The following is a 24,510-nucleotide window of genomic DNA, read 5'->3' on the forward strand; positions in this document are numbered from 1 at the left end:
GGGTCGTCAGTAGACGATTGAGAACACCCACACCGCCAGGGTCATCGTGGTGGCGGTGATCAGCACGATGCCGATGAGGTTGAGGTAGAGGCCAGCCTTGACCATCTGCGGGATGGTCACGTAGCCGGAGCCGTAGGCGATCGCGTTGGGCGGGGTGGCCACCGGCAGCATGAAGGCGCAGGTCGCGGCCAGCGCCACCGGGATGGCGAGCAGCATGGGGTCGACGCCGATGCCGATCGCGATGCCACCGGCGATCGGCAGGAAGGTCGCCGCGGTGGCGGTGTTGCTGGTGAGCTCGGTGAGGAAGATGATGCCCGCGGCGAAGATCGCCACGATGAGCACGACGGGCAGCCCGCCGACACCGCTGGTGACCTCGCCGATCCACTCGGTCAGGCCGGAGGAGCCGAACTGGCTCGAGAGGGCCAGGCCACCGCCGAAGAGGATCAGCACACCCCACGGCAGCTCCTTGGCCGAGTCCCAGTCGAGCAGCCGCACCCCGCGCGCCGCGCCGGCCGGGAGCAGGAACAGGAGGATGGCCACCGTCATCGCGATGCCCGCGTCGGAGATCGGCGTGTTGTCCGGCCAGATGAGGGGGATGCCGACCCAGGAGACGGCAGCGAGCAGGAAGAGGGCCAGCACACGGATCTCCCCCTGGGACATGGACCCGAGCTTCTGGATCTCGCGCGTCATCAGGTCACGCCCGCCGGGGATCTCCTTGATCTCCGGCTTGTAGATCACCTTGGTGAGCAGCCACCAGCAGATCAGCATGAAGACGACCGCGAGCGGCACCCCGACGACCATCCAGTCGACGAAACGGATCTGGATGTCGTGGTTCTCCGCCAGGTAGCCCACCAGCAGGGTGTTGGGTGGGGTGCCGATGATGGTGCCCAACGAGCCGATCGAGGCGGCGTAGGCGATCCCGAGCATCAGCGCGGTGCCGAAGTTGGACTTGATGACCGCGGCCTTGACCTCGTCGGACTGCATGTCCATCTCGTCGGCGTCCTGGTGCTCGGCCCCCTCGGGGCTCTCCACCTCCGTGCTCAGCTTGGAGACCAGCATGAGCACGGAGACACCGATGGGGATCATCATGACCGCCGTGGCGGTGTTGGACACCCACATCGAGATGAACCCGGTGGCGACCATGAACCCCAGCACGACCGTCGAGGGGTTGGTGCCCATGGCCCGGACGGTGACCAGCGCGATGCGGCGGTGCAGGTTCCACCGCTGCATCGCGAGGGCGATCATGAAGCCACCCATGAAGAGGAAGATGATGTTGTTGCCGTAGCTGCGCCCGATGTCGTCCACGACGACGTCAGGGTTGAGGACGGGGAAGACGACGAGCGGCACCAGAGCAGTCGCCGGGATCGGCAGCGCCTCGGTCATCCACCAGACCGCCATCAGGACGGCCGTCGCCGCCGTCAGCCGGGCCGAGTGCGGGACGTCCCCCGGCATGATGAAGTAGACGAGGAGCGCGGCCGCCAGACCTCCAGCCAGCCCGCCGTACCTGACCTTGCGGGTGCGCGGCTCGATCTCCGGCGAGAGCTCACCGGGCGACTGCTGCTCGACCTCCATGCCGCGGCGCGGGTCGGGCGCAAAGTCCTTCAGATGGTCACCCGGGATCGGGCGGCTGTGGTCGGACACCGGAGTTGCCCCCTTCGTGGCGGATCGATGCGGACCAACGTAGCGCCGTACCGCGGTGTGAGAACAGCATCTGTGCGGCGCCGTCGGCGGGCTGCGCGGGCGAAGATACGGGCAGGGTATGCCGCGCCGCCCCCCGGACGGGGCCTGAACTGGTACCAGCCACGGCATCTGACCTACCCTTGCCGGGTCGCGCGGGGTCAGGTCTCCGCTCGGGGCCTCTAGCTCAATGGTTAGAGCTGCGGACTTTTAATCCGTAGGTTGTGGGTTCGAGTCCCACGGGGCCCACCGTGATGTTTTCGCTGGTGAGAGCCGGTGTCACTCTGTCGATGGGCCCCTCCGAAGACACCAACCGCGGCTCGTAGGCCGCCACGTAGGCCGTCACAGCCGGCCGTCCAGGTAGCCGTCGAGCTTCGCGGCCGCGCCGTCGAGCGCGTCGGGCAGCAGGTGGGTGTAGAGGTTGAGCGTCGTCGCCGGCGTGCTGTGTCCGAGGATGCGCTGCACCTCCACGGGGGTCGCACCCGCCTGGATGAGCAGGCTCGCGCACGTGTGACGCAGGTCGTGGAACCGGATGCCGCCGCCCATGCTGGCCACAGCCTCGCTCCACCCGGACCACCGCTTCCAGTTCGATGCCCGCAGCCGCTCCCCCTCGGGCGAGGTGAACAACAGCTCAGATGCCGGCCGTCCTTCCGTCTGCTCGCGCAGTTCGTCGACCAGCCGCCCCGGGATGGGCACGCGGCGCTGACCGTACCGCGACTTCGGCGCCTTGATCTCGATCCGGCCGGAGACCTCGACCTGTGCCCGCTGGACCCGCAGACGCCGTGCCTGCAGGTCGACGTCCCCGACCTGCAGTGCCGCCACCTCCCCCCAGCGCAGCCCGCAGTATGCCGCTACCCGCACCAGCGTACCGTGGTGGTGGACCCTCACCGCCAGCAGCTCGACCTGGTCGACACCGAGGACGTGGTCGCCGAGCTGTGCCGGGAGGCTGGGCAGACGGACCCCGTGAGCCGGGTTGACCGCAAGCCGGCGTTCGGCCACCGCCTGGTCGAGGATCAGACTCAGCGTCCTGTGCACCTTCCGCGTCGTGGCCGCCGACCGCTGGGTCGCGAGGGTTGAGACGAACTCCTGGATCCGCGGCACCGTCAGCCGGTCGACCGGCACGTGCCCGAAAGTAGGGCCGAGATGCGTGCGCCAGTGCTGGCGATAACCCTGGATCGTTCGGGACGCCACCGTGCCGGTCAGGTTGGCGAAGTAACGCTCGGCCACCTCGGAGACGGACACCCGGCTCGAGGAGACGGCGCCCGCCCGCCTGGCCCGGGCGCGTTCGCGCTCGAAGTCCAGCGCCTCCCGCCTCGTGATGAAGGTGCGGCTCCGCTCGCGCCGTCCACCGGCGGGCTCGGTCTCGTACCACCGCACGCGCCACACCACCCGTCCGGTGATCGGTGATTGGCGGCGGTCGATCATCGGCGGCCGCCCTCCTGCTCCTCGACCCACTCCATGACGCGCTCGGGCCGGTACCGGATCTGCTTGCCGAAGCGCATCGCTGGTGGACCCTCGCCCTTGGCGATCCAGGCCCGGACCGTCGCCGGACTGACCCGAAGCATCTCAGCGACCTCCTGCACGGTCAGGAACATCGGGTCTGGGTGCCGTGCCCCGAGCCCGTCGGTAGGGCCCGGGCTCTGCAGCGCGGCCTGCGCTGCCAGCCACCCGCTCCTGCGTTGGCTGCGCTCAACCGTCATGCTCACCACTTCCTTCGCTGTGCAGGCACCGTTTGTGCCTGTTACCCCAAAGGCGGACGAGGAGGCGCTGGGGACTCAGCCGAAACAGATTCCTCGCAACTCGCGCTCGCGCGTGCCGCCGGCACGATGGGCCCACGAGTCCAGCATGACCCCGCAAACAGATCTCGAGACTCCTTGTCCACAGGCAGAGCGACATGCTCGTCCTCGCCGCTGTGAGGCAGCACATCCAACCGCACGCCATCGCGAGGCATGCTTCAGAAGCGCACGCCGGACATGACTTGCCCCCTCATCCGCTCCATCACGCTGCCCCCGCCGAGTAGCCGCAGACTACGCCCTGACGTCTCCACCTCGACCGAGCGACCGACGCCAACGTTCTTTTCTTCGGAAGAGGCACACCTCATGCACGCGGATTGTGGATGAGACCCAGCGCGTGCGCCCGGCGCCTTGGTGGGCGTGATGACGTTGCACAAGCTGTCCGCGGGCAGTGGGTACACGTACCTGACCGGTCAGGTCGCGCAGCATGATGCGACCGAGCGTCGGCAGGTGGGCCTGGCCGCGTACTACGAGGAGAAGGGCGAGTCGCCGGGCCGGTGGCTGGGCACGGGCCTGGCCGGTGTGGACCTCGCCGCCGGCGAGGTGGTGACCGAGGAGCAGATGAAGCTGCTGTTCGGTCAGGGCCGCCATCCTCGGGCCGGTGAGCCGGGGGCCGTCGAGCGTGGCTGGGGAGTCCTGGGACGGCCGTTCCCCACGTTCGGAGCCACGACCTTGCAGCAGGTGATCGCGCGGGCGTTCACCGAGTACAACACCAGCCGGGGTTTGGCGTGGAACGCCCCGATCCCGGCCGAGGAGCGGGCCGCGATCCGTACCGGGGTCGCGCGGGAGGTGTTCGAGCGGCGGCACGGCCGGGGGCCGGTGGACGAGGGCGAGCTGACCCGGTTCGTGACCAAGGCGTCCAGGCCGGCGCGGGTGCCGGTGGCTGGGTTCGACCTGACGTTCTCGCCGGTGAAGTCGGTCTCGGCGCTGTGGGCACTGGCGCCGGTCGAGGTCGCCAGGCAGGTCCGGGAGGCGCATGAGGACGCGGTCCGGGCGACGCTGGCGCTGCTGGAGCGCGAGGTGGCGTTCACGCGGATGGGCCAGGGCGGTATCCGCCAGGTGCCCGTCACCGGGTTGATCGCGGCGGCGTTCGACCACCGGGACTCGCGGACCGGGGACCCGGACCTGCACACCCACGTGGTGGTCTCCAACAAGGTGCAGACCCTGCCGGAGGACGGTGGCCGGTGGTTGTCGCTGGATGGGCGGATGTTGTTCAAGGCAAACGTGATGGCCTCGGAGCACTACAACACCCACCTGGAGGCCGGTCTGGTCGACCGGCTTGGCGTCACCTTCGTGGACCGCCCCGGACAGGACGGCAAGCGGGCGGTGCGGGAGATCGACGGGATCGACCCGGCCCTGCTCGCGACCTGGTCGTCGCGGCGAGAGGCGATCCAGGCCCGGCAGGACGAGCTCGCCTCGGCGTTCCTGGCCGACCATGGTCGGGCCCCGACCGGTACCGAGTCGCTCCACCTGGCGCAGCGGGCGAACCTGGAGACCCGGCCGGGCAAGCACGAACCCCGCTCGGAGGCCGAGCAGCGCCGCGCCTGGCACCAGCAGGCCACGAGCGTCCTCGCCCGTAGCGGTCTCAACCCGGAGGCGATGGTCGCCGCCGCGCTGGGTACGCGGTGGGGACGCAACCGCGAGCGCACCAGAGACGCAGGCAGAGACGTCGGTGGAGACGCGGCCGTCGTTGCAGGTCAGCGGGTGGGTACGCAGCAGGGGGGACCCTGGGGACGGACGCAGGGACGTGCTCGGGTGCAGCGAGCTGGGGGTGTGCGTCCCCAGGTGGTCGCTGCGCGGGTGCTTTCGGTGCTGGAGGGGTCGCGGGGGACGTGGCAGGTGTGGCACGTGCGCGCCGAGACCTCACGTCAGCTCCGTACCGCGCGGGTGCCGCTGGCCCGGCTCGAGGAGTACGGGCGCGAGGTGGAACGGTGGGTCCTGGAGGGTTTCTCGGTCCCGGTCGGAGTGCCACCCGAGCTGAGTGAGCCGGGGGTGTTGCGCCGGGCGGACGGGCAGCCCGCCCACCGGGTGCACGGCAGCCAGGCCTACACCTCCAAGGCGATCCTCGCTGCCGAGGACGAGCTATTGACCCTGGCGCTGCGTCGGGACGGCCGCCAAGCCGAGCCGGCCGTGGTTGAGAGCGTCCTGGCGGCCCAGAGGGTGGATGGTCCGGGGCTGGACCGGTCCCAGGTGGCGATGGTCCACGGCCTGGCCACGAGCGGGTGCCGGGTCCAGGTCGCCCTGGCCCCGGCCGGCGCCGGCAAGACCGCCGCCCTGCGGGTGCTCGCTCGCGCGTGGGAAGCCACTGGCGGGACCGTCCTGGGCCTGGCACCCACCGCGGTCGCTGCCGAGGAGCTGGCCCGAGCCACCGGCATCCCCGCAGACACCCTCGCCAAGTACCTCCACGAGACCACCGCGGCAGCTGCCTCCCGAACGCGGGTGTCGTCACCGTCCGTCGTGAGCAAGGTTGTGGGGCCGGGGACGTTGGTCGTCATTGACGAGGCGGGCATGGCCGGCACCCGTGACCTGGCCGCCGTGGTCCGCCACGTCGTCCAGGCGGGTGGCAGTGTCCGGCTGGTGGGGGATGACCAGCAGCTGGCCGCGGTCGCCGCGGGCGGCATCCTGACCGACCTGGCCGAGCAGGGGTACGCGCACGGCACCACCGTCACCCTGACCGAGCTGCACCGGTTCACCGACCCAGCCGAAGGCGCCGCCACCCTCGCGATCCGGGACGGGGACCCCGCGGGCCTGGAGCACTACCTGGAACGGGACCGGGTGCACGCCGGAGACACCGGCGCCATGACCGAGGCCGCGTACGCCGCCTGGAGGACCGACCGGCAGGCGGGCCTGTCCAGCCTGCTGCTGGCCGCCACCCGGGACACCGTGCGCGACCTGAACCACCGCGCCCGCCACGACCGACTCCACACCACCGCCGGACAGCACCCCGGCCCGGAAGTCACCCTGGCCGATGGGACCCGCGCCAGTGCCGGCGACCTGGTGATCACCCGCCGTAACGACCGGCGCCTACGGGACCGCGACGGGTCGTGGGTGAAGAACGGCGACCGGTGGCGCGTCGACGCCGTCCACCCGGACGGCGCCGTCACGGTCGACCGTCAGGACGAGCGGGCCCGGCCCGGGCTGGGCCGGGTCCGGCTGCCGGCGGGGTACGTGGCCCAGCATGTCCACCTGGGGTACGCGTCCACGATCCACGGCGCCCAGGGCGCCACCGTAGACACCACCCACACCGTCCTGACCGGCACCGAGACCCGACAAGGCCTGTACGTCGCGCTCTCCCGCGGCCGGGAGTCCAACCACCTCTACCTCGCCACGCCCGCGGCTTCGATGGACTCCGTCGGCCCAGAGGTCCAAGAGCAGGTGGCGGAGCCGCGGCAGGTACTCACCGACATCCTGGCCCGGGACGGCCGTGCCCTCTCGGCCACGACCGTCGAGCACGGCGACACCGCCGCCCTGCTGCGGGAAGCAGTGCTGGCCTACCAGGACGCCCTCACCGTCCTGGCCCAGCACCACCTCGGACGCGAGCGGATGGCCGGCCTGGACGACGCGCTCGAACGCTGGCTGCCCGGCCTCACCCAGCAGGAGGCCTACCCGAACCTGCAGGGCCAGCTCGCCCTGCACTGGGTCGACGGCACCCCACCGCAGACCGTCTTGTACGAAGCGACCTTGTACCGCGGCAAACACAGCCTCACCGAGGCCGACGACCCTGCCGCCGCCCTCACCTGGCGCATCAGCGCCGTCGTCCCCCTGCTGCACAGGGGCGCGCCGCTGCCGTGGCTGCCCGGCATCCCACCCGCCCTACGACACGACCCAGACACGACCGAGTACCTGGACCGGCTCACCCACCGGGTCCAGCAGCTGGTCGAGAACGTCGCCGGCGAGGCACGCCAAGCAGGCGCGTCCGCCCGGACACCCTGGCAACGGACCCTCCCGCCCGAGGTCGACGACCACCTCATCGAAGATCTCGCCGTCTGGCGCGCCGCCCGCGCCGTTCCACCCACCGAGTCGAACCCGACCGGCCCTCCAACAAAGGAACCCGAGGCAACCAGGTACCGGGCACGACTGCTCCGGCGGCTGAGCGCCCCGTCCCCAGTCTCCGGCGCCCTCAAGCCCGACGCTGGCACCCGTCTCCAGGCTGCCCAACGACTAGCCGAACATCACCAGGTCTTCAGCAGCGCGTCCCACCAACCCTCCGGCCCACCCCGATAACCCGAGCCCACGTCGCAAGCGGTGCCTGCCATCTGAGGGGCGATACATCGCTGTACCGCCGATGAGCGCACGGTCATCAGGGATATGCCGGTGATCCGCGCGCGTGGAGGGTCGGTACATCGCTGTGACGCCGAGAGTCGGATGTACACGGACCCTGCATCAGGAGGCCTTCGGTCGGCATGGGCTGCACCTCGCCGATGCGCCCGCCGGGCCGGGGCGCCCGTCGCGGATGCACAGGCCCCGAAGCCTGGCAACCTCAGGCGGGCCGCCCGGTGGCCCCGGGACCGCCCTGCCGTAGGCTGCGCGGCCATGTGCCTGCCTCTTCTCATGCCCGCCGCCGCACGCCCCGGCGACCCGGCGACCTGCCCGGCTGCCCTCCCGCGGCGATGAGCGGTCTGCTCGTCGCTGGCACGACGTCGGACGCCGGCAAGACCGTCGTCGCTACCGGTCTGTGCCGGGCTCTAGCCCGCCGCGGCGTGGACGTCGCGCCCTACAAGGCGCAGAACATGTCGAATAACTCCATGGTCTGCCTCGGCGCCGACGGCACTACCGCTGAGATCGGGCGGGCGCAGTGGGCCCAGGCGCTCGCGGCCGGAGTCGAGCCGGAGCCGGCGATGAACCCCGTGCTCCTTAAGCCCGGGTCGGACCGCCACAGCCACGTGGTGGTGATGGGCCGTCCGGGCGGTGTGCTGACCTCCGACGATTTCCCCGGCGGAAGGAGCGAGCTGGCGCGGGTCGCCCACGCGGCCTTCGACGACCTCGCGGCCCGCCACGACCTCGTCGTCGCCGAGGGGGCCGGCAGCTCCGCGGAGATCAACCTGCGCGCGAGCGACTACGTCAATATGGGCCTGGCCCGGCACGCCGACCTGCCCGTCGTCGTGGTCGGCGACATCGATCGGGGCGGCGTCTTCGCCGCGATGGTGGGTACCCTGGCGGTCCTCGACCCCGCGGACCAGGCGTTCGTCGCCGGCTACGTCGTCAACAAGTTCCGAGGCGACGTCAGGCTGTTGAGCCCGGGCCTGAGCCAGCTCGAGGCAATGACCGGCCGGCCGGTGCACGGCGTCCTGCCCTGGCACCCCGACCTGTGGCTCGACTCCGAGGACGCGCTCGACCTGGCCAGCCGGCGTAGCCGCGGCGCCGGGCGGCGGGTCGCCGTCGTGCGGCTCCCCCGCGTGAGCAACTTCACCGACATCGACGCCCTCGGCCTCGAGCCCGACCTCGATGTCGTTTTCGCCTCCTCCCCCCGGGACTTGGCGGACGCCGACCTGGTCGTCCTGCCCGGCTCGAGGGCCACGCTCGCCGACCTGGCCTGGCTGCGTTCGCGTAGGCTCGACCAGGCCCTCGTTGACCACGCCCGCAGGGGGCGGCCGATGCTGGGCGTCTGCGGGGGCTACCAGATTCTCGGCACGAAGATCGAGGACCCGTGGGGCGTCGAAGGGCCCGCCGGAGCGGTCGCAGACGGGCTAGGGCTGCTGCCGGTAACGACGACCTTCGCCCCCGACAAGGTGCTGGGGCTGCCCTCCGGTGAGGCGCTGGGGGCGCCGGTCACCGGCTACGAGATCCATCACGGGCGCGTCACGCGGGCCGACGGCACCGAGGAGTTCGCCGACGGTGCACGCTCCGGTCAGGTCTTCGGCACGATGTGGCACGGCAGCCTCGAGAGCGACGCCTTCCGCTCGGCCTTCCTCGCCGAGACCGTCGGTGTTGCGCCCTCGGGCGCGAGCTTCCCGGCCGCGCGCGAGCGGCGGATCGAGCTGCTCGCCGACCTCGTCGAGGAGCACCTCGACGTCGGTGCGCTGCTCGACCTGGCCCGGGGTGGTGCCCCCGCGGGCCTGCCCACGCTCACCCTGGGGGCGGCGCGGTGAGGGTGCTTCTGCTCGGCGGCACCGCTGAGGCGCGCGACCTGGCGGGGGCGCTGGTGGACGAGGGCGTGGACGTGCTGTCCTCCCTCGCCGGCCGGGTGGCCCGCCCCCGGCTGCCCGTCGGGCGGGTCCGGGTTGGCGGCTTCGGTGGCGTCGACGGCCTCGTCGCCGCGCTGGCCGGCCTGGGCATCGACGTGGTCGTTGACGCCACGCACCCTTTCGCCCGGGGCATGACCGCCAATGCCGCTGCGGCCTGCGCCGCCACCGGTGTGCCGCTGCTGCGGCTGGAGCGGCCCGGGTGGGACACCGACCCGTCCTGGCACCGGGCAGCCGACCACGCCGCCGCGGCGGAGCTGGCCGCCGGGCTGGGCCGGCGCCCCTTCCTCACCGTGGGCCGCCAGGAGCTGGCCCGCTTCGTGCCGCCCCTCGGCGGGCTCGACGTCCTCGCCCGGGTCGTTGACCCGCCCCAGGCCCCGCTGCCGGCCGCTTGGACGCTCGTTACGAGCCGCGGCCCCTACACCCTCGACGGCGATCGGAATCTGATGACCGGACACGGGGCTGATGTGCTTGTGACCAAGGACTCGGGAGGCAGTTACACCTGGCCCAAGATGGAGGCCGCGGCGCAGTTGGGCATCCCCGTCGTCGTCGTCGAGCGGCCGGCGCCCGAGCCCGGCGCGCTCGTGGTCGACGGCGTGGCCCCGGCGTTGGAGTGGGTGCTGGGCCGGCGCTGAGCCGGGCGCCTCACTCCTCCAGGTCGCCCTCCACCTCCAGATATGCCTGCTGCATCGCGGCGACGACCTCGGGGTCGGGCTGCTGCCACAGGCCCCGGTCAGCCGCTTCGACGAGGCGCTCGACGATGGAGCGCAGCGCCCAGGGGTTGGCCTGGCGCAGGAACGCCTGGGTCTCCTCGTCGAGGACGTACTCGCGGGCGAGGCGGTCGAACATCCAGTCCGGGACGACGCCGGCCGTCGCGGCGAATCCGAAGACGTAGTCGGTCGTCGCCGCGAGCTCGAAGGCGCCCTTGTAGCCGTGCCGCCGCATCGCCCCCACCCAGCGCGGGTTGACGACTCGGGAGCGGAACACGCGGGCCGTCTCCTCCGAGAGCGTGCGCGTGCGGACCGCGTCCGGGGTCGTGGAGTCCCCGACATAGGCTCGCGGCTCAGCGCCGGCCAGCGCCCGGACGGTCGCGATCATGCCGCCGTGGTACTGGTAGTAGTCGTCGGAGTCGAGGATGTCGGACTCGCGGTTGTCGACGTTCTTGGCGGCGACCTGGATGCGGCGGTAGGTGCGCTCCATGTCCTGCCGAGCCGGCGCACCGTCCAGGTCCCGGCCGTAGGCGTAGCCGCCCCAGGCGGTGTAGACCTCCGCCAGGTCGGCGCCGTCGCGCCAGCCGCCGGACTCGACGACTTGGAGCACGCCCGCCCCATAGCTGCCCGGTTTGGAGCCGAAGATCCGGGTCCGCGCCCGCCGCTCGTCGCCGTGCTCCGCCAGGTCCGCGCGGGCGTGGGCGCGCACGTAGTTGTCCTCGTCCGCCTCGTCCAGTCCGGCGACGAGCGCGACGGCGTCGTCGAGCATCGAGACGACGTGGGGAAAGGCGTCGCGGAAGAAGCCGCTGATCCGCACCGTCACGTCCACGCGGGGGCGGCCCAGCTGGGCCAGCGGCACCGGCTCGAGCCCGGTGACCCGCCGCGACTGCTCGTCCCACACCGGCCGCACCCCGAGGAGGGCCAGGACCTCGCCGATGTCGTCGCCGGAGGTACGCATGGCGCTCGTGCCCCACGCCGACAGGCCGACCGAGCGGGGCAGCTCGCCGGTCTCCTCCCGGTACCGCTGCAGCAGGGACTCCGCCATCGCCACCCCGGTGTCGTAGGCGAGCCGGCTCGGGATGGCCTTCGGGTCGACGGAGTAGAAGTTGCGCCCGGTCGGCAGCACGTTGACCAGGCCGCGCAGCGGGGAGCCCGAGGGCCCCGCCGGGACGTAGCCGCCGTCCAGGGCGTGCAGCACCATCGGGACCTCCCGGGTTGTGGCGGCCAGGCGGGGCACGACCTCCTGGCAGCCAAAGCGCAGCGACGCCTCGACCCCGGCGACGTCCAGGCCCGGCAGGTCGGTGCTGGCCAGCACGTCCCGGACCACCCGGGGCACCTGCACAGCGTCCCAGCCGGTGCCGGCGACGGCCTCGACGAGGTCGCGGGCCACCTGCTCGACCCGGTCCGTACGGGTGACTGATTCGGCGCCTTCCCCACCGCTGAGCCCGAGGGCCGCGCGCAGGCCGGGCACGCCGTCGCCGGAGCCGCCGAAGAGCTGTCCGGCCCGCAGCACGGCCAGAACGAGGTTGACCAGGCCCTCCCCCTCGGGGGCCGCACCGAGCACGTGCAGGCCGTCGCGGATCTGCACGTCCTTGATTTCGCAGAGCCAGCCGTCGATGTGCATGACGAGGTCGTCGAAACCGTCGGCGTCCTCGAGGTCGGCCTCCTCGGTGAGCCCCAGGTCGCGGTGCATCTCCGCGGCCTTGAGCAGCGTCCAGATCTCCCCGCGCAGCGCCGGGGCCTTGGCCGGGTCCATGACGCTGACGTTGCCGTACTCGTCGAGCAGCTGCTCCAACCGCGCGATATCGCCATAGGTCTCGGCCCGCGCCATCGGCGGGACCAGGTGGTCCACGACCGTGGCGTGGGCCCGGCGCTTGGCCTGGGTCCCCTCCCCCGGGTCGTTGACGAGGAAGGGGTAGACGAGAGGCAGGTTGCCCAGGGCGGCGTCGGCGCCGCAGTCGGCCGACAGCGCGAGGTTCTTGCCCGGGAGCCACTCCAGGTTGCCGTGCTTGCCCACGTGGACGACCGCGTGCGCGCCGAACTCCTCCTCGATCCACCGGTAGGTCGCAACGTAGTGGTGGCTCGGCGGCAGGTCGGGGTCGTGGTAGATCGCCACGGGGTTCTCCCCGAAGCCGCGCGGCGGCTGCACGAGGACCGTCACGTTGCCGGCCCGGAGCGCGGCGGCGACGATCGCCGGCTCCTCGCCCTCCTCGTCGACGTAGAGCGTCCCCGGCGCGGGACCCCAGTGCTCGGTCATCTCCGCGCGAAGGGCGGGGGACAGGCGGGCGAACCAGCCCTCGTAGCGGCTGCGCGGGATCCGGACGTGATGCTCGGTGAGCTGGGCCTGGGTGAGCCATTCCGGGTCCTGCCCGCCAGCGGCGATGAGCGCGTGGATGAGCGCGTTGCCGGCGGTGGTCTCCGGGTCCTCCCCCGGCACCGGCTCCAGGAGGTCCTCGTCGAGGCCGGGCACCTGGCCGGGCGCGCCAAGGTCGTAGCCGGCGTCCCGCATGGCGCGCAGCAGCCGGACCGTCGACACCGGCGTGTCCAGGCCGACGGCGTTGCCGATCCGGGCGTGCTTGGTCGGGTAGGCCCCCAGGACCACCGCGACCCGCCGGTCGGCCGGCGCGGTATGCCGCAGCCGGGCGTGCGCCACCGCCGTGCCGGCGACGCGGGCGCACCGCTCCGGGTCGGGCACGTAGGAGGGCAGCCCATCCTCGCCGATCTCCTTAAAGGAGAAGGCGACCGTGATCAGCCGCCCGTCGAATTCCGGCACCGCGACCTGCGTGGCCACGTCGAGGGGCGACATCCCGTCGTCCGAGCTCGCCCAGTCCTCCCGACCCCAGGTCAGGCACAGACCCTGGAGGATGGGGATGTCGAGGGCGGCGAGGGCGCGCACGTCCCAGGCCTCGTCGTCACCGCCCGCCTGCGCCCCGGCCGGGCGGGTGCCACCGGCGGCGAGGACGGTCGTGACGAGGGCGTCGTAGCTGCCCAGGTGCGCGAGGAGGTCCTCCGACGCCTGGCGCAAGGACGTGGCCCAGACGACCCCGGCGTGACCGCCAGCTGCGTCGACCGCGTCGGCGAGCGCCTGCACGTAGGCGGTGTTGCCGGCAGCGTGCTGGGCCCGGTAGAAGAGGATGCCCACGGCTGGGCGCGTGCCGCCGTCGGGCAGCGGCGGGGGCGCCGGACGGTCGAGCACGCCCCAGGACGGCAGCTCCCGCGGCGGCTCGAAGCCCTCACCGGTGAGCAGCAGGGTGTCGGAGAGGAAGTGGTGCAGCTGGGTGAGGTTGTCCACCCCGCCCTCCGCCAGGTAGCGGTGCGCCTCGGCCACGACGCCGGCGGGGGCGGTCGAGAGTTCCATGAGCGCCGCGTCCGGCTGCTGCTCCCCGCCGAGGACCACCAGCGGCACTCCGGTGCCACGCAGTCGTCGGACCTCCTCGGGCACGTCGTCGGGGCCGCCGAGGATCCGGGCGACGACGATGTCGGCCGCGGCCAGCACCTCCGGCAGCCGGGCCGGCCGGGCCGGGTTGGCGTAAACGTACCGGGCGTCGGCCGCCCGGGCGCAGAGCAGGTCGGTGTCCGAGGTGGAGATGATTGCGATGGCAGGGGTCATGGCAGGCGCCGTCCTCCTGCGGGGTCCGCGCCCCGCTGGTCGTGAGGAAGGGCGCCGGTCGGCGCCCCCGGCCGGGGTGACAGCTCTGACTCGGGGCCGGGAGGGTGTGCGGCGTCGCCGCCCTCCTGGCCGCTCACAGTGGCGGGACCGTCCCGGAGTCGCACCGGGTTCCGTCGCCGTCGGCCGCCGTCAGTGTAGGGGCATGTCCCAGAGGCCCGGCCCCCTGGTATGTTCCTGTTCGACCGGACACCCCGGTCGACGTCGGTGGCCCCCCACAGGGTGCAAGGGAATCCGGTCTGAGTCCGGAGCTGACGCGCAGCGGTAGGGGTGACGGTCGGGGCGATTCGCCACTGGGCTCATGGTGCCCGGGAAGGTGCCCCGGCTGGATGAGCCCGAGCCCGAAGACCTGCCGACGTCGTTGATGAAGGCCTCGCGCATGGGCCTGGAACAGCGAAAGAGCAACCATGAACCGACGTCGTCACCGGGTCCGGACAGCCGTGGCCCTGATGTCCCTGCCCTTGGCAGCCTGCGCCGGTGCCCCGGACGGGCAGCTTGAAGCCGCACCCGGTGCCGGGACGACACAGGAGGCCGAGGCGACGCAGGACCCGAGCTCGACCTTCCCGGTCACCGTGGACAACTGCGGTGTCGAGGTCACGGTCGCAGCGCCGCCCGAGCGCATCGTCACCCTCAACCAGGGGGCGACCGAGGTCGCGTTGGCCTTGCGTCTGGCCGACCAGATGGCGGGCACCGCATACCTGGATGACCAGGTCGCCGAGCGCTTCGCCGAGGACTACGCGCAGGTGCCGGTGCTCTCGACCGAGTACCCGACGGTGGAGCAGTTCCTCGCGGCGGAGCCCGACCTGGCCATCGCCTCCTACTCCAGCGCCTTCGGCGACAACGGCGTGGGCACCCGGGATGAGCTCGCCGGCCGGGGCACCGCCACCTACGTCAGCCCGCTTACCTGCCCCGACGAGTCCGGTCTGGAACCGACCTTCGAGTCGGTCTGGACCGAGCTGCGCGAGGTGGGCCTGCTGACCGGGGCCGCGGACACCGCCGAGGATGAGGTCCAGGACCAACAAACCGCGATGGAGGAGATCGAGGCCACGGCGGCCGGGGAAGGCCTGAGCATTCTCTGGTACGACTCGGGCGACGACACCCCCCTCGTCGGTGCGGGCGGTGGGGGCCCCCAGCTGCTGATGGATGCCGTGGGTGCCACGAACGTCTTCGCCGATCTTGACGGGGGCTGGGCCGACGGATCGTGGGAGACCGGGCTCGCGGCCGACCCCGACGTGATCGTGCTGGCCGACGCAGCCTGGTCCACGGCCGAGGACAAACGCGCCTACCTCGAGTCCGATCCCGTGCTTGGTCAGCTCTCCGCGGTCCAGGACGAGCGGTATGTCGTCGTGCCCTTCAGCGAGAGCACGCCCGGCGTTCGCATGGTGGACGGGGCGCGTGGGTTGTCCGACCAGCTCCAGGCACTCAACCGGTGACCGCGCCGGCCCTGCAGCGGGACCGGCCCCGCATCGGGGCCCGGCCCGCCGGACTGGCGCTCGCTACGCTCCTGCTGCTCAGTGTCGTCATGGTCCTCGGCGTGGGTTCGGTGAGCGTCGAGGCCCGGGACGTGGTGCACGTGGTGGCCCGTCGGCTCCATCTGGTCGACGGAGCCTCGGTGGGCGTCCTGGAGGACCAGATCGTCTGGCAGCTGCGGCTGCCCAGGGTGCTGGCCGCGGCCGCGGTCGGTGCCGTGCTTGCGCTGTCCGGGGCAGTGATGCAGTCGTTGCTGACCAACGAGCTAGCTGACCCTTTCCTGCTGGGCATCTCCAGCGGCGCGGCCTTCGGAGCGGTGCTCGCCCTGACCTTCGGGGTCACGGTGATGGGAACCGGGCTGGGGGTGGGCGTCGCAGCGATGCTCGGCGCAGTAGTGGCCCTGGGACTCGTGCTTGCCCTGGCGACCAGTCGCAGCGGAGCGCTGCCTCCGGTGCGCACTATCCTGGCCGGCGTCGCGGTCGCCCAGCTCAGCGGGGCAGGCACCTCGATGCTCATCATGGTCTTCGGCAGCCGGGACACGGCCCGGCAGGTCCTCGCCTGGACCCTGGGCTCCTTTGCCGGCGTCCGCACCCGCCACGCCGTGGTCCTCGTCGCGGTCGCCCTCCTGGTGGTGCTCTGCGTTCTGGCTGCCGCGCGAACCCTGGATGCCTTCGCGTTCGGGGAGACCGCGGCCCGCTCCGTCGGGGTGGACGTCCGGCGCATCACCTGGGTGCTGCTGGTCGGCAGCGCCCTGGCTGCCGCCGCGACGGTCGGGGTGGTCGGACCGATCGGTTTCGTCGGGCTGGTCGTGCCGCACCTGGTCCGCCTGGTGGTCGGTCCGGGGCATCGCCGGCTGCTGCCGCTGGCCGCACTGACCGGCGCGCTGCTCATGGTGTGGGCCGACACCGCCGCCCGGTCCGTGGCCCAGGACCGTGAGATCCCGGTCGGAGTGGTCACCGCGATCGTCGGGGCCCCCGTGCTCATCGCCTTGCTGCGTCGGCAGGCCAGGACATCGTGATGGGTGTGCTGCAGGTGCGGGACCTCGCCTGGAGGGCTGCGGGTCGTCTTATCGTCTCCGGCGTCGACCTGACCGTCGCACCCGGCCGGGTGACCGGCATCGTCGGTCCCAACGGGTCAGGCAAGACGACCGTGCTCCACCTCATCGCCGGGTTGCGGATCCCTGCCCGGGGGCGGGTGCTCCTCGGTGGAGAGGACGTGCTGGCGCTCTCGCCCCGGGAACGGGCCCGCCGGATCGCCCTCGTGGAGCAGAAGGCCGGCACCAACCTCGACCTGACGGCGCGCGAGGTGGTCGCCCTGGGTCGGTACGCCCGGCGCCCCAGGTGGGGCCGACCCGACCGGGATGACGCGGTGGACCGTGCGCTGCAGATGGCCGACGCGGCAGGACTGGCCGACCGTTCCTGGGCCACCATGTCCGGCGGTGAGCAGCAACGCGTGCACCTGGCCCGGGCGCTGGCCCAGGAACCCCAGGTCCTCCTGCTGGACGAGCCGACGAACCACCTGGACCTGGCTCACCAGATCGGCCTCCTCCAGCTCGTGCGGTCCCTGGACTGCACCACGCTCGTCGTCCTGCACGACCTCGACCTTGCCGCCGCGTCGTGCGACGAGCTGGTCGTCATGGACGCCGGAAGAGTGGTGGCTTCCGGGTCAACCGCAGAGGTGCTGGCCCCGGGCCTGCTCGAGGACGTCTTCGCCGTGCGCACCTCGGTGCGGCACGAGGAGCGGCTGCGCGTGCTGTGGCACGGTCTCGCTGAGTCCTCGCCCCGGAGGGATGGCGGATGACGCAGACTGCCGGGCATCTCGTGCTTGTCACGGTCGACCTTCAGGATCCGCGCACCCATTCCGGGCTGGTGCGGACCGCCGGCGAGTTGGGAGCCGTGCTGGCCACCGTCAACGGTTCGGGCCCCGCGCTCGTCGACGTCCTGGGCTCGCTCGCAGCGCGCCGGGTCGTCCAGGACCATGCCGTCCTCGTTCCGGTGGCCGGTCACGAACCGGGGACCGGCTGGTCGTGGGTGCGCAGGGTCGCCGCTCACTGGTGGCGCACCCACCCCTACCCGCCGTTTTCCCTCTCGGTCAGCGCACCGGCGCAGGACCACACCGCACAGGCGGTCCGGGCCTGCCTGGAAGGTGCGCACCACCCAGTCACCGGGTCCGAGGCGGGCCTGACCAGCTCAGCCTGGGAGCAGGTCCCTGAGCACCGCCACCACCTGCTGCTGTGCCGCGGGCCACGGTGCAGCGCCCAGGGCGCGAGCCAGACGGTCCGCGCCGTCGCCGCAGAGATGCGGCGCCGGGGGTGGGGCGATGAGCAGATCCTGCTCACCCAGACCGGTTGCCTCTTCCCCTGCAATAAGGCACCGGTCGTCTGCGTCCATCCCGGGGGCCGGTGGCTCGGGCCGATCCACCCGGTGGACGTCCCCTCCCTGCTCGATGACCTGCACAGCGCAGAAAAGGCGGAACAATGACGGCTGTTCGGCAGATCCGTGTCATCGGCGTCGGCGTCGGAGGGCCTGGCCAGCTGACCCTCGACGCGGTTGCTGCACTCAAGGAACTGGACGTCGTGCTCGTCGCCGACAAGGGCGAGGGTCTGGCGCAACTCGTGGACGCACGGCGGGCGCTGCTGGAGACCCACCGTCCGGCCCCGGGCGGCGGCACGGCGGTGCGCGTGGTGCAGGTGCCCGACCCCCGCCGCGGGCCGGACCCGCAGGAGACCGCCTCCTACCTGGAGGGCGTGCGCAGCTGGCACGAGGCCCGGGTCGACGCCTACGCCGCCACCGTGGACTCCCTCGAGCCGCACCTCGTCGTCGGGTTCCTCGTGTGGGGAGACCCCGCGCTCTACGACTCCATCCTGCGCGTCGTCCGGGCGCTGGGCGAGCGCACCCCGGTCGCTGTGCGCACCGTGCCGGGCGTCACCGCGCTCTCCGCCCTGGCCGCCGCCCACGACGAGGTGCTCCACGCCATCGGCGAACCGGTCCACGTCACGACCGGCCGGCGCCTCGTGCGCGAGTGGCGCCCCGGGCTGGGCACGGTCGTCGTCATGCTGGACGGCCAGCTGCGCTGCCGCGACCTCCTGGCCGCCCGCCCTGAGACCGCCGACCTCGAGCTCCTCTGGGGCGCGTGCCTCGGGCTCCCACAGCAACGGCTGGCCCGCGGCCGCCTCGGTGACGTCCTCGACGACGTGGCCGCGGCCCGCGCCCGGCTGCGGGAGGAGCACGGCTGGGTGATGGATGTCTACGCGCTGCGGCCCGCACCGGCGAGGTCGGCCGCCCCGCCGGCAGCTCCCGCGTCGGCCACCGGCGAGGTGGGGCCGTGAATGCCACCGACCACCGCGGTCAGCGACCGGACGCCACCCTCGCCCTGCCCGCGCGGACGGGGGGTGACGCCTGCCCGGGGACCCTACGCCCGCACCCCGCGCTCGACGGCTCCCTCGTCCGGCTGCGGCTGCCCGGCGGCGGCGTCGACCCCGCCGCGCTCGACCGGCTCATGGGACTCGCGCGCCGGCACGGGTCACCGATGCTGCAACTCACCTCGCGGGGCAACCTCCAGGTGCGCGGCCTGCCCGACCCGCTGCCCGGCGCCCTCGTGGATGAGGTCGAGGCGTTGGGGCTGCTGCCCTCCCGCACCCACGAGCGCGCCCGCGGCATCCTCGCCGTGCCCGACCCGGTCGCGCAGGCCCTGGCCCGGCAGGTCGACGAGGCCGTCCAGGCCGAGCCCGACCTCGCCGAGCTGCCCGGTCGCTTCCTCACCGTCGTCAGCGACAGCTCCGCCCAGCTGCTCGCGGAGCGGTGGGACCTGGCGCTGCAGGTGACCGACCCCGCTCATACCGCCTCGACGGGGGTGCGGGTGCTCGTGGCACCGGGCCACGCAGTCCGGCACGCCCTGCCACCGGCCCGCGCCGTCGCCGAGCTGGTCGGGCTCATGCGGACCTTCCTGCGGCGGCGCCCCGACGAGCGCACCTGGAACGTCCGCGACCTGCCCGATCCGGCGAGCCTGCACCCCGACCTCGTCCCGGCCCGGCTGCGCCCGCCCCCGCCCCTGCGCCCCGGCGACCGCCCAGGCCCGGGGCAGCTCGTGGCCGCCGTGCCGCTCGGCCTGCTCCGCCCCCAGCACACGGCCGCTCTCCTGCGGGCCGCGGGCGACGGGGGCCGGGTCGTCCTGACGCCGTGGCGCTCAGTGGTCCTCGGCCTCGGCCAGGAGGAGGGTTCGGACAGCGCGGTGCGCCCGGCGGCGAGCATCCTCGCCGACGCCGGCCTGGTCGTCGGCCGCGGGTCGCCCTGGGCGCGGCTGAGCGCCTGCGTCGGCGCCCCTCACTGCCGACGCACGACCTCCCCCACTCTCGCCCTCACCGCCGAGGCGGCGGGCCGCGTGCCGGAGCACGGGGGCCGCGTGCACGTCGTGGGGTGCGGGCGGGCCTGTGGCCGGCCGCAAGGCGACCACACCCTCGTCGTCGACCCCACCCACCCCGACCAGATTGTGCAGGAGGCGCGTTGAGCGCGACCCATCCCACCGGCAGCCACCCCGAGGACGTCCCGGAGCTGGCGGCCCCGTCCGCAGCGGACCACCCGACGCGACCTGGGGGCACGCCCCCGACGACCGACCCGGTCGCGCCCCGTCGCCCAACCCGCCGCTACGCCTACCTCACCGACGGGCAGGAGATCTACCGGCGCTCGTTCGGCACCGTGCGCGCCGAGCTGGCCGGCCGACTCGGCGCCCTCGACCCGCAGCTGGCCACCGTCGTGACGCGCGTCGTGCACGCCGCCGGCGACACCGGCGTCGTGGACGACGTCGACGCCCATCCCGACGTCGTCCGTGCGGCCCGGGAGGCCCTGCGCGCAGGAGCCCACGTGCTGACCGACTCGCACATGCTCGCCAGCGGCATCACCGCGCGCCGACTGCCGGCGGCCAACCGGGTCATCTGCAGCCTGCGGGACCCACGGGTGCCGGGGTTGGCGCAGCGGTGGGGCACCACCCGCGCCGCCGCAGCGGTGTCGCTGTGGGAGCCGTGGCTGGAGGGGGCGGTCGTGGCGGTGGGCAATGCCCCGACCGCGCTCTTCCACCTGCTAGAGCTGCTCCATGACGGCGCCCCGCGTCCGGCGGCCGTCGTCGGGATGCCGGTGGGCTTCATCGGCTCGGCCGAGTCCAAGGTCGCCCTCGCTGGGCACGACCTGCCCGGAGGTCCGGTGCCGTGGTTGACCCTGCACGGACGGCGCGGCGGGTCGGCGGTCGCCGCCGCCGCGATCAACGCTCTTTCCACCCCCGAGGAGCTGGCGTGAGCGCGGTGGGGGCCGGAGGGCCGGCCGCCCGGGGCGGTCACCTCTACGGCGTCGGGGTCGGCCCCGGGTCCCCCGAGCTGCTGACCTTGCGGGCGGCCCGGCTGGTCGCTACCGCCGACGTGGTCGCCTACCACGCCGGCCGGCGCGGGTCCTCCCAGGCGCGGCGGATCGTCGCCGCGGCCGGGCTTCTGCGAGCCGACGTCGTGGAGGAGGAGCTGGTCTACCCCGTCACGACCGGCACGATCAGGCACGAGGCCGGTTACTACGGCGCGCTGGCCGAGTTCTACGACACCTGCGCCGAGCGGCTGGCCACGCACCTCGACGCCGGGCGGAGCGTCGTCGTCCTGGCCCTCGGCGACCCGCTCTTCTACGGCTCGTTCATGTATGTGCACGATGCGCTGCGCCCCCGCCACCCGGTGACCGTCGTCCCCGGCGTCACCGCCGTGGCGGCGGTCACCGCGGCGGCCGGCACCAACCTGTGCCTGCACGAGGACACCCTCACCGTGCTGCCGGGCACCCTCCCGACCGCAGAGCTGGCGCGCAGGCTCGCCGACACGGACGCGGCGGTCGTGCTCAAGCTCGGGCGCACCTTCCCCGCCGTTCGGGAGGCGCTGCGCCAGGCCGGGGTGCTGGAGCGTGCGGTCTACGTCGAGCACGCCTCCACGCCGCGGGAGCGGGTGCTGCCGATCACCGAGGTCGACGAGGCGGACGTGCCCTACCTGTCGATGGTCGTGGTGCCGGGGCAGGACCTGCGCGCCGACGCGGCGGGCCGCGCCGGGGTGGAGGAGCAGCACGCCGTTCCCCCGCCGGCGCCACGCGCCGGCGAGGCACCGGGCACGGTGCACGTCGTCGGGCTGGGACCCGGAGGCGCGGGGTGGACAACACCGGAGACGACCGGGCTGCTGGAGCGGGTCGCGCACGTCGTGGGCTACGCGCCCTACCTCGCCAGGGTGCCGCAGCGGCCCGGTCTGACCCGGCACGCCAGCGGCAACACCGTGGAGCTCGACCGGGCACGGCTGGCACTAGACCTCGCCCGGGGCGGTGAGGACGTTGCCGTGGTGAGCGGCGGCGACCCGGGGGTCTTCGGGATGGCGGCGGCCGTCCTGGAGGCCGCCGCGGACGACGGGGACGACGGGGACACCCCCGTGCCGGTCCGCGTGCACCCCGGCGTCACGGCCGCGCACGCCGCCTCGGCCCGGGTCGGGGCGGTGCTCGGGGGCGACCACGCGCTCGTCAACCTCTCCGACAACCTCAAGCCGTTCGAGGTGCTCGTCGACCGGCTCGTGGCGATGGCCGAGCGAGACGTCGTCGTGGCCTGCTACAACCCCCGGTCGCGCAGCCGTCCCGACACCCTCGGTGCCGTGCGGGACCGGTTGGTCGAGCGCGTGGGTCCCGACCGCACCGTCGTGGTGGCCCGGAACGTCGGCCGGGACGGTGAGTCGGTGGAGGTGACCACGCTGGGCGGGCTCGACGTGGGGACCGTGGACATGGCGTGCCTCGTCGTTGTGGGGGCCTCCACCACACGGGTCACCCCGGACGGGCAGGTCTGGACGCCGCGCGGCGTGGGCTGACCGCGCGGCGTGCGGTCAGGGGGCGGTGGCCCGGCCGGCGGCGCGGTGGCAGGAGTAGAGGTGAGACTCGACGAAGTCCGCCGCCCCCAGGGCCGGGCCGACGAGGATCACCGCGGCCTGCCGCAGGCCCGCCGCCTCGACCTGGTCGGCGATGTCGGCGAGCGTGCCACGCAGGACGAGCTCGCCGGGCTGGGTGACCTGGGACCCCACGACGACTGGGCAGGCCTCGCCGTAGTGGGGCACAAGTTCGGCAGCCAGGCGGCGGGTGTGCCGGATCGACAGGTGCAGCACGAGGGTGGCGCCCGTCGTCGCGAAGGCCGCCAGCTCCTCGGTGGCGGGCATGCGGGTGGAGTCCTGGTGCGTGCGGGTCAGCACGACGGACTGCGCGACCTCGGGCACGGTGAGCTCGCGTCCCACCAGGGCCGCCGCGGCGGCGTAGGCCGGGACGCCCGGGGTGACGTCCCACGGGACGCCCGCCATGTCCAGGCGCCGGGTCTGCTCGGCGACGGCGGAGTAGACCGAGGGGTCGCCCGAGCAGAGCCGGGCGACGTCGTGGCCCTGGGCCGTCGCCTCGACGAGGTGCGCGGTGATCTCGTCCAGGGTGAGGTGCTGGGTGTCGACCAGGCGGGCACCGGGCGGGCAGTGGGACAGGACCTCGGCGTCGAGGTAGGTCCCGGCGTAGAGGCAGACCTGGCTCTCGCCGAGCAGCCGCACGGCCCGTAGCGTCAGCAGGTCACCCGCGCCAGGGCCGGCGCCGATGAAGTGGACCGTCATGCGGGGGCTTCCTTCCGGGTGCACGAAAACTGGACGACGGCCCGCGCGGGCGTCCAGGACAGGTAGCGCCCCAGAGCGGTCGCGTGCTCCACCGAGAGCCGGGTCAGGTCGCCGCCGAGGCGTTGCAGCGCGCGGACGAGGACCGCCTCTCCCTCGAGGGTGACCGCGTGGCCGACGAGCCGACCGCCGGGCGACAACGCCTGCCAGGCGAGGTCGAGGAGTACATCGCTCGCTCCCCCGCCGACGAAAACGGCGTCAGGACGCGGCAAGGTGGTGCCGCCCTCGGCAACCCGGCTGAGCAGGTGGGCACTGTCACCGTGGAGCACCTCGACGCGGGCGCCGACCCCGTGCGCCCACGCGTTGGCACGCGCCCTGTCGGCACGGTGAGCGTCCCGCTCGAAGGCAGTGCATCCGGCCCGCGGCGCCGCCAAGCACCACTCGACGCCGACGGACCCCGAACCGGCCCCCAGGTCCCACAGGTGCGCCCCCGGCGTGGGCCGCAGCCGGGCCAGGGCGCTGGCACGCACGTCACGCTTGGTGATCTGCCCGTCGTGGTCGAAGCAGTCCTCGGGCCGCCCAGGGACCGGGCCCCACGCCTCGGCGAGCGTCGCGGCACCGCTGCTGGTCCCGGCGAGCCGCTCCGCCGACGGTACCTCGACCGCGCAGACGACGAGGTCGGGGGTGACCTTCCCGGCGGCGTCCTGGTCCGCCCACTCGCCCGCGCTGGCGGTGCGCGAGCCCTCCTCCGCGCCCCCGAGGTACCACAGAGCCGTGAGCCGCGCCGCAGCCAGTCCCTTCCCGGCTAGCAGGCCGCCGAGACGCGCGGGGTCCCGCCCGTCCGAGCAGAGGACCACGACCCGGGCGCCGGGGGTGAGCAGCGGCAGGACGGTCTGCAGGTCACGGCCCACGGTCGTGACCACGTCGGTGGTCTCGGCCGGCCAGCCAAGGCGGGCGCGCGCAAGGGTGTCGCTGGAGACGGCGGGGTGGATCCGGACGGTGTGCGAGCCGAGCAGCTCGAGCAGCGTCGTGCCGACGCCGGAGCGGAGCGGGTCGCCGCTGGCCAGCACGACGACGCTGCCCCGGACGTCCGCGAGCAGGGCGGGCAGCCCCTCCCGAAGGGGGCTCGGCCAGGTGCGGCGGTCCTGACCGTCAAGGGGAGGCACGAGCGCGAGGTGGCGGGCGCCGCCGAGCAGCACGTCAGCACCCCGCACCAGCTCGCGCTGGGGCTCGCCCAGCGCCGCCCAGCCGGCGTCCCCCAGTCCCACGACCTCGATCACGGTCCCGAGCCTAGACGCACGCGGGCCCTGTCCCGGCGGCGGCCGTCGCGGGGGTGTCGGCGTGCGCAGGTCGGCTCCGCGGCGTCGACGGCGCGCCCGGG

Annotated in this window: 17 protein-coding genes, 1 tRNA gene and 1 riboswitch; of the genes, 12 read left to right on the forward strand and 6 right to left on the reverse strand. The window is 73.3% G+C overall.

Annotated features, from left to right (window positions below):
• Window positions 1-6: 6 nt before the first annotated feature.
• Entirely contained in the window at window positions 7-1,572 is a 1,566-nt protein-coding gene (locus ESZ52_RS15795; protein ID WP_131106692.1) for an SLC13 family permease, read from the reverse strand.
• A gap of 281 nt (window positions 1,573-1,853) precedes the next feature.
• Here ESZ52_RS15795 and ESZ52_RS15800 point away from each other — a divergent pair.
• Window positions 1,854-1,926: transfer RNA gene (locus tag ESZ52_RS15800), tRNA-Lys, on the forward strand.
• Window positions 1,927-2,019: 93 nt separating this feature from the next.
• Here ESZ52_RS15800 and ESZ52_RS15805 read toward each other — a convergent pair.
• On the reverse strand, window positions 2,020-3,102 hold the full coding sequence (locus tag ESZ52_RS15805; protein WP_131105769.1) for a tyrosine-type recombinase/integrase: 1,083 nt from the start codon (window positions 3,100-3,102) through the stop codon (window positions 2,020-2,022).
• On the reverse strand, window positions 3,099-3,377 hold the full coding sequence (locus ESZ52_RS19525; RefSeq protein ID WP_202865355.1) for a helix-turn-helix domain-containing protein: 279 nt from the start codon (window positions 3,375-3,377) through the stop codon (window positions 3,099-3,101). The genes ESZ52_RS15805 and ESZ52_RS19525 overlap by 4 nt, the downstream gene beginning before the upstream one ends.
• A 456-nt stretch (window positions 3,378-3,833) precedes the next feature.
• Here ESZ52_RS19525 and mobF point away from each other — a divergent pair, with 456 nt between their 5' ends.
• The 3 genes from mobF (at window position 3,834) to ESZ52_RS15825 (ending at window position 10,287) form a co-directional block, all read left to right on the forward strand.
• Window positions 3,834-7,694: a MobF family relaxase gene (gene mobF / locus ESZ52_RS15815; RefSeq protein ID WP_131105770.1), complete on the forward strand. Its 3,861-nt coding sequence runs from the start codon at window positions 3,834-3,836 to the stop codon at window positions 7,692-7,694.
• Between the two features lie 386 nt (window positions 7,695-8,080).
• Window positions 8,081-9,559 carry a cobyric acid synthase gene (locus ESZ52_RS15820; RefSeq protein WP_131105771.1) on the forward strand — a complete coding sequence of 493 codons (1,479 nt, stop codon included), beginning with the start codon at window positions 8,081-8,083 and terminating at the stop codon, window positions 9,557-9,559.
• Window positions 9,556-10,287 carry a cobalt-precorrin-6A reductase gene (locus ESZ52_RS15825; RefSeq protein WP_131105772.1) on the forward strand — a complete coding sequence of 244 codons (732 nt, stop codon included), beginning with the start codon at window positions 9,556-9,558 and terminating at the stop codon, window positions 10,285-10,287. Before ESZ52_RS15820 ends, ESZ52_RS15825 begins: the two co-directional genes overlap by 4 nt.
• A gap of 10 nt (window positions 10,288-10,297) precedes the next feature.
• On the opposite strand, the gene cobN is transcribed toward ESZ52_RS15825, so the two are convergent.
• Window positions 10,298-13,972 (reverse strand): cobaltochelatase subunit CobN, encoded by a 3,675-nt coding sequence (cobN, locus tag ESZ52_RS15830; RefSeq protein ID WP_131105773.1) that lies wholly within the window; start codon window positions 13,970-13,972, stop codon window positions 10,298-10,300.
• A gap of 245 nt (window positions 13,973-14,217) precedes the next feature.
• Window positions 14,218-14,400, forward strand: a riboswitch (cobalamin riboswitch).
• Window positions 14,401-14,436: 36 nt separating this feature from the next.
• Between cobN and ESZ52_RS15835 the strand changes: the two genes are divergently transcribed.
• Genes ESZ52_RS15835 through ESZ52_RS15870 form a run of 8 tightly spaced genes read left to right on the forward strand, consistent with a single transcriptional unit; the run spans window position 14,437 to window position 22,358 of the window.
• Window positions 14,437-15,462, forward strand: coding sequence for an ABC transporter substrate-binding protein (locus ESZ52_RS15835; protein ID WP_131105774.1), 1,026 nt, complete (start codon window positions 14,437-14,439; stop codon window positions 15,460-15,462).
• On the forward strand, window positions 15,459-16,517 hold the full coding sequence (locus ESZ52_RS15840; RefSeq protein WP_131105775.1) for a FecCD family ABC transporter permease: 1,059 nt from the start codon (window positions 15,459-15,461) through the stop codon (window positions 16,515-16,517). The genes ESZ52_RS15835 and ESZ52_RS15840 overlap by 4 nt, the downstream gene beginning before the upstream one ends.
• A complete protein-coding gene (locus ESZ52_RS15845) occupies window positions 16,517-17,299 on the forward strand; it encodes an ABC transporter ATP-binding protein (RefSeq protein ID WP_131105776.1) in 783 nt (260 codons plus the stop codon). Before ESZ52_RS15840 ends, ESZ52_RS15845 begins: the two co-directional genes overlap by 1 nt.
• Window positions 17,296-17,979 (forward strand): (2Fe-2S) ferredoxin domain-containing protein, encoded by a 684-nt coding sequence (locus ESZ52_RS15850; protein WP_131105777.1) that lies wholly within the window; start codon window positions 17,296-17,298, stop codon window positions 17,977-17,979. The genes ESZ52_RS15845 and ESZ52_RS15850 overlap by 4 nt, the downstream gene beginning before the upstream one ends.
• Window positions 17,976-18,827, forward strand: coding sequence for a precorrin-6A synthase (deacetylating) (gene cobF / locus ESZ52_RS15855; RefSeq protein WP_131105778.1), 852 nt, complete (start codon window positions 17,976-17,978; stop codon window positions 18,825-18,827). The genes ESZ52_RS15850 and cobF overlap by 4 nt, the downstream gene beginning before the upstream one ends.
• Complete coding sequence (locus tag ESZ52_RS15860; RefSeq protein ID WP_238154689.1) at window positions 18,824-20,005, forward strand: cobalamin biosynthesis protein CobG; 1,182 nt, start codon at window positions 18,824-18,826, stop codon at window positions 20,003-20,005. The genes cobF and ESZ52_RS15860 overlap by 4 nt, the downstream gene beginning before the upstream one ends.
• Window positions 20,002-20,787, forward strand: a complete 786-nt coding sequence (locus ESZ52_RS15865) for a precorrin-8X methylmutase (protein ID WP_272948387.1) — start codon at window positions 20,002-20,004, stop codon at window positions 20,785-20,787. Before ESZ52_RS15860 ends, ESZ52_RS15865 begins: the two co-directional genes overlap by 4 nt.
• A complete protein-coding gene (locus tag ESZ52_RS15870; RefSeq protein ID WP_238154688.1) occupies window positions 20,784-22,358 on the forward strand; it encodes a precorrin-2 C(20)-methyltransferase in 1,575 nt (524 codons plus the stop codon). The genes ESZ52_RS15865 and ESZ52_RS15870 overlap by 4 nt, the downstream gene beginning before the upstream one ends.
• 15 nt (window positions 22,359-22,373) lie before the next feature.
• Here the strand turns inward: ESZ52_RS15870 and ESZ52_RS15875 are convergent, their stop codons facing one another.
• Both ESZ52_RS15875 and cbiE read right to left on the reverse strand, forming a co-directional pair.
• Window positions 22,374-23,132, reverse strand: a complete 759-nt coding sequence (locus tag ESZ52_RS15875; protein ID WP_131105779.1) for a cobalt-precorrin-4/precorrin-4 C(11)-methyltransferase — start codon at window positions 23,130-23,132, stop codon at window positions 22,374-22,376.
• Window positions 23,129-24,409 carry a precorrin-6y C5,15-methyltransferase (decarboxylating) subunit CbiE gene (cbiE, locus tag ESZ52_RS15880; RefSeq protein WP_131105780.1) on the reverse strand — a complete coding sequence of 427 codons (1,281 nt, stop codon included), beginning with the start codon at window positions 24,407-24,409 and terminating at the stop codon, window positions 23,129-23,131. Before cbiE ends, ESZ52_RS15875 begins: the two co-directional genes overlap by 4 nt.
• Between the last annotated feature and the right edge of the window lie 101 nt (window positions 24,410-24,510).

This window comes from Ornithinimicrobium sufpigmenti, from assembly GCF_004322775.1.
GTDB classification, from domain to species: Bacteria; Actinomycetota; Actinomycetes; order Actinomycetales; family Dermatophilaceae; genus Ornithinicoccus; species Ornithinicoccus sufpigmenti.

Coding starts and splice junctions, on each gene's coding strand:
- ESZ52_RS15875 (WP_131105779.1), bottom strand. CDS start 23,132: ATGACGGTCCACTTCATCGGCGCCGGCCCTGGCGCGGGTGACCTGCTG.
- ESZ52_RS15820 (WP_131105771.1), top strand. CDS start 8,081: ATGAGCGGTCTGCTCGTCGCTGGCACGACGTCGGACGCCGGCAAGACC.
- ESZ52_RS15805 (WP_131105769.1), bottom strand. CDS start 3,102: ATGATCGACCGCCGCCAATCACCGATCACCGGACGGGTGGTGTGGCGC.
- ESZ52_RS15845 (WP_131105776.1), top strand. CDS start 16,517: ATGGGTGTGCTGCAGGTGCGGGACCTCGCCTGGAGGGCTGCGGGTCGT.
- ESZ52_RS15795 (WP_131106692.1), bottom strand. CDS start 1,572: ATGGAGGTCGAGCAGCAGTCGCCCGGTGAGCTCTCGCCGGAGATCGAG.
- ESZ52_RS15835 (WP_131105774.1), top strand. CDS start 14,437: ATGAACCGACGTCGTCACCGGGTCCGGACAGCCGTGGCCCTGATGTCC.
- cobN (WP_131105773.1), bottom strand. CDS start 13,972: ATGACCCCTGCCATCGCAATCATCTCCACCTCGGACACCGACCTGCTC.
- cobF (WP_131105778.1), top strand. CDS start 17,976: ATGACGGCTGTTCGGCAGATCCGTGTCATCGGCGTCGGCGTCGGAGGG.
- ESZ52_RS19525 (WP_202865355.1), bottom strand. CDS start 3,377: ATGACGGTTGAGCGCAGCCAACGCAGGAGCGGGTGGCTGGCAGCGCAG.
- ESZ52_RS15850 (WP_131105777.1), top strand. CDS start 17,296: ATGACGCAGACTGCCGGGCATCTCGTGCTTGTCACGGTCGACCTTCAG.
- mobF (WP_131105770.1), top strand. CDS start 3,834: ATGACGTTGCACAAGCTGTCCGCGGGCAGTGGGTACACGTACCTGACC.